This window comes from Micromonospora sp. CV4, assembly GCF_003667455.1.
In the GTDB taxonomy this organism is placed as follows: Bacteria; Actinomycetota; Actinomycetes; order Mycobacteriales; family Micromonosporaceae; genus Micromonospora.
In genome coordinates this window covers 1-912 of the sequence record NZ_RCVI01000159.1, presented here as the reverse complement: position 1 = coordinate 912, position 912 = coordinate 1, and the positions used below count along the sequence as shown (strand labels likewise).

The following is a 912-nucleotide window of genomic DNA, read 5'->3' as shown; positions in this document are numbered from 1 at the left end:
CCGCCCACCACGCCGCCTCCCGGCGGCACGAGGGACGCGTACGGGCAGATCCAGGCCGAGGCGTTCAGCGGGCAGAACGGGGTGTTCGTCGAGGCGTGCTCCGAAGGCGGGCAGAACATCGCCGGGCTCCGCAACGGGGACTGGGCGCGCTACGACAACGTCGAGTTCGGCTCCGCCGGGCCCCGGGACTTCGTGGCCCGGGTGGCCTCCGGCGCGGGCGGCGGGGTGAGCGGCCTGGTCCAGGTGCGGGTGGACAGCCCGACCGCGGCGCCGATCGGCAGCTTCGCGATCGGCAACACCGGCGGCTGGCAGAGCTGGCGCTCGGTGCCCGGCAACGTCAGCGGGGTGACCGGCCGGCACACCGTCTACCTCACCTTCACCAGCGGGCAGCCGAACGATTTCGTCAACGTCAACTGGTTCATCTTCCGCCGCTGAGGCGGACCGTAAGGGCCGCCCGCCGCCTGGTCGCGCGGCGGGCGGCCCATCCATCTGCGCCGACCCCTGGACAGAAACAGTTAACTATCTTAATAATAAACGCCAACGTTGATGTCCATGGATGCCTGCGCCGGGCGTGGAGGGTCGCATGAAACCAGCCAGATCACTTGTCCTGTCCCTGGTCACCGCGCTCGCCGCGACGCTCGGCGCGGCCTGGGTGGCGCTGCCCGCGTTCGCCGCCGGTGCCACCGCCAGCTTCGTCAAGACAGCCGACTGGGGCTCCGGCTGGGAGGGAAAGTACACGATCACCAACGGCGGCGGATCGACCATCAACGGCTGGAGCCTCGCCTTCGACCTGCCGGCCGGCACGACCCTCGGCAGCTACTGGGACGCCCTGCTCAGCTCCGCCGGCCAGCGGCACACCTTCACCAACCGGTCCTGGAACGGCAGCATCGCCCCGGGCGCCTCGGTCTCCTT

The 912-nt window shown here is 70.5% G+C and carries 2 protein-coding genes; both read left to right on the top strand.

Annotated elements, in window-relative coordinates; all coding sequences use genetic code 11:
* On the top strand, nucleotides 1-435 hold a 435-nt coding region (locus EAD98_RS03370; protein ID WP_121652612.1), incomplete at its 5' end, for a carbohydrate-binding protein.
* A gap of 148 nt (nucleotides 436-583) precedes the next feature.
* On the top strand, nucleotides 584-912 hold a 329-nt coding region (locus EAD98_RS03365), incomplete at its 3' end, for a cellulose binding domain-containing protein (protein WP_199723269.1).